This window comes from Amycolatopsis thailandensis, from assembly GCF_042723255.1.
Taxonomy (GTDB): domain Bacteria; phylum Actinomycetota; class Actinomycetes; order Mycobacteriales; family Pseudonocardiaceae; genus Amycolatopsis; species Amycolatopsis thailandensis.
This window is the reverse complement of sequence record NZ_JBHXJK010000232.1, coordinates 1-8,106: the sequence shown is the minus strand read 5'-3', so window position 1 is coordinate 8,106 and position 8,106 is coordinate 1. Positions and strand designations below refer to the sequence as shown.

Here is an 8,106-nt window from a genome sequence, read left to right as displayed (position 1 = left end):
GCGCAAGCAAGGGGGCCTTCATGTACTTCAGGCGGGGAGCTCAGGCACCGCTTCGGTGCCGCGCCCCTCAGCCCCGACGCTGCGCAGGCACCCGCGCATCGGCGAACAGATGCTTCGGCCAGCTCGACAGCTTGTTCATCGCCCATTCCAGCGGCCCGCGCCCGACGAACTTCCGCCACAGCACCGCGCCGGTCAGCGCGACCACCGAGAACTCGACGAAGTGCAGAACACTGAAGATCGAGTCGCCGTCGCTCCCGTCCCACAGCAGCGCGATCGCCACGAAATGCAGCACGTACGCGCTCAGCACCCGCCCGCCCAGGTCCGAAAGCGGCCGCAGCACCCGCTCGAATCGCGGCATCAGCAGCTGGCAACCACCGATCACCGCCGCCGCGATCCCGATCGAGATCAGCAGGTCGAACGGCGTGTACGAGGTCCCCGTCGGCAACAGTTCCCAGGCCCAGCTGGTGGTCGGCGGCGTGCCGTGGATCCAGGTCTGGTGCAGCCGGAAGAACTCCTGCGGCGTCATCCCCATCTGCGCGGCCGCCGGTTCGAGTGACCGGTAAACGGCCTGCATGCCGCCGAGCGGCCCGGTCGCGATCCACGAGACGAGGTACCCGCCCACCGCGAGCGCCGAACCGCCGAAGAACAGCCTGCGGCACACGCTGCGCGAAGTCAGGTCCATCCGCCCGATCGCCATCCCCGCGAACACGTACGCCATCAGCGTCAGCGCGGGGAACGTCCCGGTCAGGACGAGCACGGTCGCGGCCTTCAGCAGCCCGGTCGACGTGACGTCGTCCGCGGTCAGGTCCGGCGCGAAGAAGAGCAGGTCGCGGGGCAGCAGCTGGATCCGGATCAGATGCGACAGCAGCGGACCGGCGATGGCGACGACGACCGAGGCGATCGCCAGCGCCTTCGCGCCCGCGCGCAGCCAGGGAATCGCGAAGAGAAAACAGGCCCCGTAGTAGGCCAGGATGACCATGTAGCCGGTCTCGAGGCTGGTCAGCCACAGCCCCAGCGCCACCAGCAGCGGCGCGCGGGTCGCCAGCTTCAGCGCGACACGCGTGCGGTCGCGGCCCACTTTCGGGCGGCGACCACCGGACATCAGCGCGATGGAAACGCCGGCCAGCACCGCGAACAGCGCCGCGGAGTGGCCTTCGAACGGTTTGAACAGCACCCCGACGCCGCCTTTGGCGGGTTCGGGTCCGACATGCACCGCGTACATGCCGAGTACGGCCAGGCCGCGGGCGACGTCGATGCCGGTCAGCCGCCCCGCGGCCCGTTTGCCTTGTCCGGGAACAGTTCGCGCGCTGTCGACCAGCGCGCGGTCCATCACAGTGACGCCGTCCACCTCATTTCTCGGCTAGCCCCCTGCCGTCCCCGCCTTAGCGTGACGATCAAATCTGAGAGCGAGCTGAGACGCAGCGGTGACGCCACTGTGACATGCGACTATGACCCGATCGGGTCAGCCACCGACGGCGAAACCGACCTTGCGGACGTCCGACGGCGCGATCTCCACGTAGGCGATCCGGTCGGTGGGCACGATGTACTTGCGGCCCTTTTCGTCGTCGAGGCGGAAGATCCCGTCGCCGGCCCTCAAGGCGTTCGCGACCAGTTCCTCGACCTCGTCGGGCGACTGGCTGCTGGACACCACGAGCTCTCGCGGCGTGTCCTTGATGCCGATCTTGACCTCCACGTGGGACCTCCGCTTGAAAGTTCGAAAATTACTGGTGCGCCAAGGCTAGCCGAAAGGCTCAGCCGAGCCCCAGCACCTGCATGCGCTTGGTGTGCCCCTGCTGCAACCGGCGGAACAGCGCGGCGATTCCCGAAAGGTCGCCGGAGCCTTCGACGATCAGTTCGGCGAGCCCGTCCCGCTCAGCGACGACGTACTGGGCCTGCGTCAGCGCCTCGCCCAGCAGACGGCGGCCCCACAGCGCGAGCTTGTCCCGCGCCTTCGGGTCGGCCTGGATCCCGGCGGCGACCTCGCGCTCGGCGAACGCCGAATGCCCCGTGTCGGCGAGCACGGTGAGCACCAGTTCCTTGGTCTCGGGGTCGAGCCAGCTGGCCATCTCGCGGTAGAGATCCGCCGCGAGCCCGTCGCCGACGTAGGCCTTCACCAGCGACTCCAGCCAGGAGCGCGGCGCCGTGGAGGCGTGCCAGGCGTCGATGTGCCCGACGAACGGCCGCATCGCGTCCTCGATCGCGACGCCGTGCCCCGCGAGATGCCTGGTGAGCAGGTCGTAGTGCCCGATCTCGGCGGCCGCCATGGACGCCAGCGCGGCCCGTCCGGACAGCGTCGGCGCGGTGCGCGCGTCCTCGGCCATGCGATCGAATGCGGACAATTCCCCATAGGCGAGTACGCCGAGCAAATCGACTACGCCTTCACTGATCTGCTTTGCCTCGGTCACGGCGAAAAGAGTATCGCCGAACACACCCGCCCGGAGGGGAAGAGACCGATCCCACCCTCACCGGCGCGGCGGGGACTTTCCTAAAACCGCAGACCAGGTACACTGACGGCCGGATACGACGGATCTTCCGTCCCGGATCGGGACGCCGCTGCGGCTGAAGGACAGCCGGTGTGGCCCCGGTCAGCACAAGAATGATGTGCGTGCACGCCATCCTGCGGCATTCCCACGAAGGGCCGCTTCAGCGCCAGTAGCGCGGAGCCGAGCGAATTTTCGTGGTCGAGTGTCGATCGGTGACCAGGGCAGTGCGCGCTGGTCACGAGAGAGGCGAGCACCCTGACCACGAACGAAACCACAACCGAAGAGAACACCACCACCGGCGTCCCGGCCGCCGTCGCGCTGGAGCACAGCGAGACAGGCCCGGCCGCGCTGGACACGTCGCACCCGCTGCAGGCGGGCGCGCCGGTGGAACCCGAATCCCCCACCTTCGCCTCCTTCGGCGTCAAGCCGGAGATCGTGAAGGCCCTCGGCGAGGCGGGCATCGAGCGCACCTTCGCCATCCAGGCGCTGACGCTGCCGCTGGCCATGGCCGGCGACGACCTGATCGGCCAGGCCCGCACCGGTATGGGCAAGACGCTGGGTTTCGGCGTCCCGCTGCTGCACCGCGTCGAGGTCCCCGGCGACGGCACCCCGCAGGTGCTGGTCGTCGTGCCGACCCGTGAGCTGTGCATCCAGGTCGCGAACGACCTCAAGGGCGCCGGCAAGCACCTCGGCATCCGCACGCTGGCCATCTACGGCGGACGTCCGTACGAGCCGCAGATCGCGGCGCTCCGCAACGGCGTCGACGTCGTGATCGGCACCCCCGGCCGTCTGCTGGACCTGGCCGAGCAGAAGCACCTGGTGCTGGGCAAGGTCCGCGGGCTGGTGCTGGACGAGGCCGACGAGATGCTCGACCTCGGCTTCCTGCCGGACATCGAGCGCATCCTGCGGATGGTCCCGGACAAGCGGCAGACGATGCTGTTCTCGGCGACCATGCCGGGCCCGATCATCACCCTGGCCCGCACGTTCCTGACCCAGCCGACGCACATCCGCGCCGAGGAGAACGACGCCGGCGCGATCCACGAGCGCACCACCCAGTTCGTCTACCGGGCGCACTCGATGGACAAGCCCGAGCTGATCGCCCGCGCGCTGCAGGCCGAGGGCCGCGGCCTGACGATGATCTTCACCCGCACCAAGCGCACCGCGCAGAAGGTCGCCGACGAGCTCGTCGAGCGCGGCTTCGCGGCCGCCGCCGTGCACGGTGACCTGGGCCAGGGCGCCCGCGAGCAGGCGCTGCGCGCGTTCCGCTCCGGCAAGGTCGACGTGCTGGTCGCCACCGACGTCGCCGCCCGCGGCATCGACATCGACGACGTCACGCACGTGATCAACTACCAGACGCCGGAGGACGAGAAGACCTACGTCCACCGGATCGGCCGCACCGGCCGCGCCGGGCGCACCGGTGTCGCGATCACCCTCGTCGACTGGGACGAGGAGCCGCGCTGGAAGCTGATCTCCGACACCCTCGGGCTCGACATGCCCGAGCCCGCCGAGACGTACTCGTCGTCGAAGCACCTGTTCAGCGACCTGGGCATCCCCGAGGGCACCACCGGCCGCCTCCCGCTGTCGAAGCGGACCCGCGCCGGTCTTTCGGCCGAGGCCGAGGAGGACCTGGGCGGCAAGCGCCGGGGCCGTGGTCACGGTCCGAAGGAGGACGAGGCTCCCCGCAAGCGCAACCGCGCGCCGCGCAAGCGGACCCGCGGCGGAGCCGACTCGGCCGCCAAGATCGAGGCCGCGGACGCCGCTGCCGCTTCGGCGGAAGGCACTGGGACCGAGGCCGCCGAGACCTCTTCGGAAGGCCGGACGCGGACCCGCCGCCGCAGCCGCGGTGGCGCGAAGCCGAGCCCGGAGGTCAGCGGTCCGGCGGTCGAGAAGGAGGCAGGCGACAGCGCCGAGCGTCCGGCTCGCCGACGCCGCCGTCGCCGTCCGTCGGCGACTTCTGATACACCTGCGTCGGCAGACTGAGCTTTCATTCCGCGGACGTGGGGGGCTAGGGCACGTGAGCGAACGCTGGGACGCCGCGCCGGACAACGATCCGGCGCGGCCCGTGCCCGCCGAACCAGAGCAGACGTCGAACGACGTCGAGCCGGAGACGGCTGAGAACGCGATCGGTGCGGAAGACGTGCTGGACGCCGAATCCGCGCCGGTGGCGGCCAGCGAGCCGCCACTGGCCGGGAAACGCGCCCGGCGCTCGCCCTGGAATCGCACGCGGGATCGCGTGTTCGCCGCGGCGATCGTGGCCCTCGTCGCGGTCACCGGCGTCGTCATCGGCGTGAACAGCGACAGCGCGGCAACGGTCACGCAGGTCGCCACGACCTTGCCACCCGGGCTCCCGCCCGCACCGGCGCAGGTCCCCGGCTCGCTGACCGAGCTGTGGCAGGCGCCGAGTTCGTCGACGCCCGTGCCGATCGGCGAGGCCAACAGCGTCGTCACCGCCGAGAAGGGCGAGGTGCTCGGCCGGGACCCGTACACCGGCGACGTCCGCTGGCGCTATTCCCGCGATCTCGAACTGTGCACGGTCGCCCTCGCCGGGATCAAGGTGGACGCGGTGTACCGCAAGGACACCGGGTGCAGCGAGGTCACCCAGCTCGACACCGGCACCGGGCGCCGCACCGCGCAACGCAACGGCGACGCCGAGTTCGGCACCCGGCTGGTCGTCGACGGCTCGCACGTCACCACGACCGGCAAGAAACTGCTCAACACCTGGCGTGACGACCTTGTCAAAAGCATGGAGTACGGCCAGGTCCCGGCCATCGTGAACGCGAACAAGCAGCCGAGGACGGGCTGCACCTACGGCACGGTGGCCGCCGCGGCGGGCAAGATCGGCGTGATCGAACGCTGCCCCGGAGACCCGGCCGACCGTTTCACCGTCTACCGCGCGACCAACGACGAAGCCGACGACCCGAAGGTCGACTACAGCACCGTCCTCGCCGGCAAGAACGCGAAAGTCGTCGCGATGTCCGGCGACCTCGCGCTGATCGTGCTGCCCGAAGAGAAACTGCTGGTCATCTACGGTGGCGACGGCGTGCAGAAGTCCGCGTATCCGCTCGACGCGCCCGCCGCGGACCTCGCGCAGGATCCCGAAGGCGGCATCATGCCGATCGCGTGGACCGCGCAGGGCGTCTACTGGTTCACCGGCTCGAAGACCATGGCGTTCTCGCGGGACGACCTCACCCCGCGCTGGTCGCTGAACGGCTCCGTCGGCCCCGGCGTGACCTTCGGGGAGCAGCTGGTCGTGCCGATCAAGGGCGGGCTCGCCGTGCTCGACGAGCTGAGCGGCACCACGATCCGCACCGTCGGCATCGACAGGCGCGGCTACAACGGCCCGGTGCAGCTGTCCTCGGTCGGGCCGGTGCTGCTGGAGCAGCGCGGCCCCACGCTGGTCGCCCTCAAGTGACCGCCGGGCGATAGCAAAGGTCCCTTGCTCCCGCCGCCGTCAGCGCGTCGTCGTGGTCGTCGAGGTCTTGGTGCGGAACCGGCCGATCTCCTTCCAGCACCACTTCTCGCCCTCGCGGGCGAGCGTGCCGGTGCCGGTGCGGGTCCGCCCTTCGACGTTCAGCGTGACGGACATCGTGAACTCCGTGTCGGAGGCTTTCGTGGTCTCGCCGAGCGCGGCGTCCGAAACTTCGCTGACGTGCTCGATGGCCTGCGTGACGTCCTTGTCCGCGTTCGCGCACTTGAGCGCCGTCAACGCGGGCCCGTCGTGGGCGTTGATGCCGTCGATGATCGCCTGCGCGGTCGCTTCGGGACCGGCTGCCTTGTCCTTTCCGAGGAAGAACCCGGGAGCGACGAACCCGGTGATGGCCATCGTGACCAGCACGACCACCGCGGCGGCGATGCCCACCAGCAGGCCGGTGTTGCTCTTCTTCGGCGGGGCGGGCGGCCCGCCGAAGCCCTGTCCGTACTGCTGGTTCTGACCGGGATACTGCTGGCCGTAGCCGCCGGGGTACTGCTGCTGCTGCGGGTACGCGCCGCTCTGGTCGTAGCCGCCCTGCTGATACTGCTGCTGCCCTGGGTACTGCTGCTCCGGGTGCTGCTGCCCGTCATGGCCGTACTGGGGCTGTCCTGGCTGGGGTGGGTAGGTCATAACGGTGCCCTTCGTCCTCGCTGCGCGGCGGGTTGTTCGTCTACGACGCGCCCAGTGAGTTCAAAGTTTCGTCGTGCCGGAGCTCTTTTCCGATCGCATGGCAGTTTGCTGCCGTCAGTTCCACCAGAACAGGCTCAGCGCGGCCATCACGCTCACCACGACGCCGAGCCCCGCGAAGCCCGCGACGCGGCCATTACGCGAATCGGCGATGCGTTGGGCCAGCAAGGCGACCATCGCCGCGACCGGATGTCCGATCAGCATCAGCGGCCCCGGCCCGGGAGCGCCGGTGAACAGGCAGATCGCGGCGATCGCGAGGACGATGACCGCGAGCACGACCATCCCGGCCGCGAGCGAACCGGTCAGCCCGCGCCAGAACCGGCCGCGTTCGGGCGCCACGGGCTCACCCGGTCCCGCGGGCGGCGGCGTGGTCGCGAGTTCTTCGGTGTCCGGTGACGACACGTCCTCGCCTGTCCAATCGTCTTGTCTCGGGATCTAGGGCGCCAGCAACTCCCACGGCTGAGCCGCGGGCCCGGCTTCCTGGCCTGCCGCGCAACTGGGCCGGAAGTCGCACCAAGAGCATCGGCGGCTCGGGCGGGCGGGGAACAACACGTCCTCGTCGCCGCCGGCGTTCAGCGTATCCGTTGCCAGCCTCAGGTCTCCGGCGGTCTCGTCGGCGCGTTGGAGATGCCGTTTGAGGCTCTGCTCGGTGTGTTCGGCGGCCGCGACGGTGCCGGTGGGCACGTGGTGCAGCTCGACCTGGTAGCACGGCGTCCGCAACGTCCTGGCGGCCGCGACCGCGTACAGCGCCAAAGCCTGCGACGAGCGCGCCTCGTACTCGTCCGGCTCACGGCGGCCGGTCTTGTAGTCGATGATCACCAGTTCCCGGCCGCGCTGGTCGATCCGGTCGGCGCGGCCCTCGATGATGAGGCTGGGCCCGCTGCCCGGCTCAAGCGTGACCGGCGCCGAAACCCAGCGCTCCAGCCCGACCGGCTCGATGCTGACGTCGTTGTGCTCGACGTACTCCGCGACCCACCCCTTGGCCCGCGCTCGGTACCGGGCGGCCTGATCGGAGTCTTCGAACCCGGCGTCCTTCCAGTGCTCGGCGACGAGCGCCATCGCCCGCTGCGGCACGCGCTTGATCACCGGCAGGTCGAACAACGCCCGCAAAGCGTTGTGCACCACCGCGCCCAGCGTGCTGTGCGCCCACGCGCCGGTGCGTGTCGGGGACGGGCGGTCCAGGTACGACATGCGATAGCGGCGCGGGCAATCTTCGAACGTCGCGAGGCGCGCGGGCGAGACCTTCGTCAGCTTGCGCGGCGCTTCGACGCCGAAGTCGAAACCAATCTGCTCCATCGGATCACCCCGCCCGCAACGCTACGCACCCCCACCGACACTTTTCGAGGGGATCCCCGCCGAAGAGAGCAAGGGACCTTTGCTATCGCCCGCTTGGGACCGCGGGCTCGCGCGGGGGTTCGTGTGGGTCGGGTGTGCAATGAAAGAGCCTTTCCTTGCAAATTTTGC

8 protein-coding genes are annotated in these 8,106 nt (G+C 69.8%); 2 read left to right on the top strand and 6 right to left on the bottom strand.

From position 1 onward, the window contains the following. Window positions 1-67: 67 nt before the first annotated feature. The 3 genes from ACFWMR_RS41700 to ACFWMR_RS41690 form a co-directional block, all read right to left on the bottom strand. Window positions 68-1,348, bottom strand: a complete 1,281-nt coding sequence (locus ACFWMR_RS41700) for a heparan-alpha-glucosaminide N-acetyltransferase domain-containing protein (RefSeq protein ID WP_378382392.1) — start codon at window positions 1,346-1,348, stop codon at window positions 68-70. Window positions 1,349-1,462: 114 nt separating this feature from the next. After that, on the bottom strand, window positions 1,463-1,693 hold the full coding sequence (locus tag ACFWMR_RS41695; protein WP_005167610.1) for a DUF3107 domain-containing protein: 231 nt from the start codon (window positions 1,691-1,693) through the stop codon (window positions 1,463-1,465). Between the two features lie 58 nt (window positions 1,694-1,751). Further along, the gene (locus tag ACFWMR_RS41690; RefSeq protein WP_093933786.1) at window positions 1,752-2,405 is read right to left on the bottom strand and encodes a ferritin-like fold-containing protein; all 654 of its coding nucleotides are present in this window, start codon (window positions 2,403-2,405) and stop codon (window positions 1,752-1,754) included. Window positions 2,406-2,867: 462 nt separating this feature from the next. Between ACFWMR_RS41690 and ACFWMR_RS41685 the strand changes: the two genes are divergently transcribed. After that, window positions 2,868-4,463 carry a DEAD/DEAH box helicase gene (locus tag ACFWMR_RS41685; protein ID WP_093933768.1) on the top strand — a complete coding sequence of 532 codons (1,596 nt, stop codon included), beginning with the start codon at window positions 2,868-2,870 and terminating at the stop codon, window positions 4,461-4,463. A gap of 34 nt (window positions 4,464-4,497) precedes the next feature. Next, on the top strand, window positions 4,498-5,895 hold the full coding sequence (locus ACFWMR_RS41680) for an Rv3212 family protein (protein WP_378382391.1): 1,398 nt from the start codon (window positions 4,498-4,500) through the stop codon (window positions 5,893-5,895). Window positions 5,896-5,934: 39 nt separating this feature from the next. Here ACFWMR_RS41680 and ACFWMR_RS41675 read toward each other — a convergent pair whose 3' ends face one another. From ACFWMR_RS41675 to ACFWMR_RS41665, 3 genes are all read right to left on the bottom strand, one after another. Continuing rightward, a complete protein-coding gene (locus ACFWMR_RS41675; RefSeq protein ID WP_378382389.1) occupies window positions 5,935-6,585 on the bottom strand; it encodes a hypothetical protein in 651 nt (216 codons plus the stop codon). A gap of 114 nt (window positions 6,586-6,699) precedes the next feature. Then, on the bottom strand, window positions 6,700-7,044 hold the full coding sequence (locus ACFWMR_RS41670; RefSeq protein ID WP_378382388.1) for a hypothetical protein: 345 nt from the start codon (window positions 7,042-7,044) through the stop codon (window positions 6,700-6,702). Window positions 7,045-7,077: 33 nt separating this feature from the next. After that, complete coding sequence (locus ACFWMR_RS41665; RefSeq protein WP_093933764.1) at window positions 7,078-7,938, bottom strand: RecB family exonuclease; 861 nt, start codon at window positions 7,936-7,938, stop codon at window positions 7,078-7,080. Window positions 7,939-8,106: the final 168 nt, after the last annotated feature.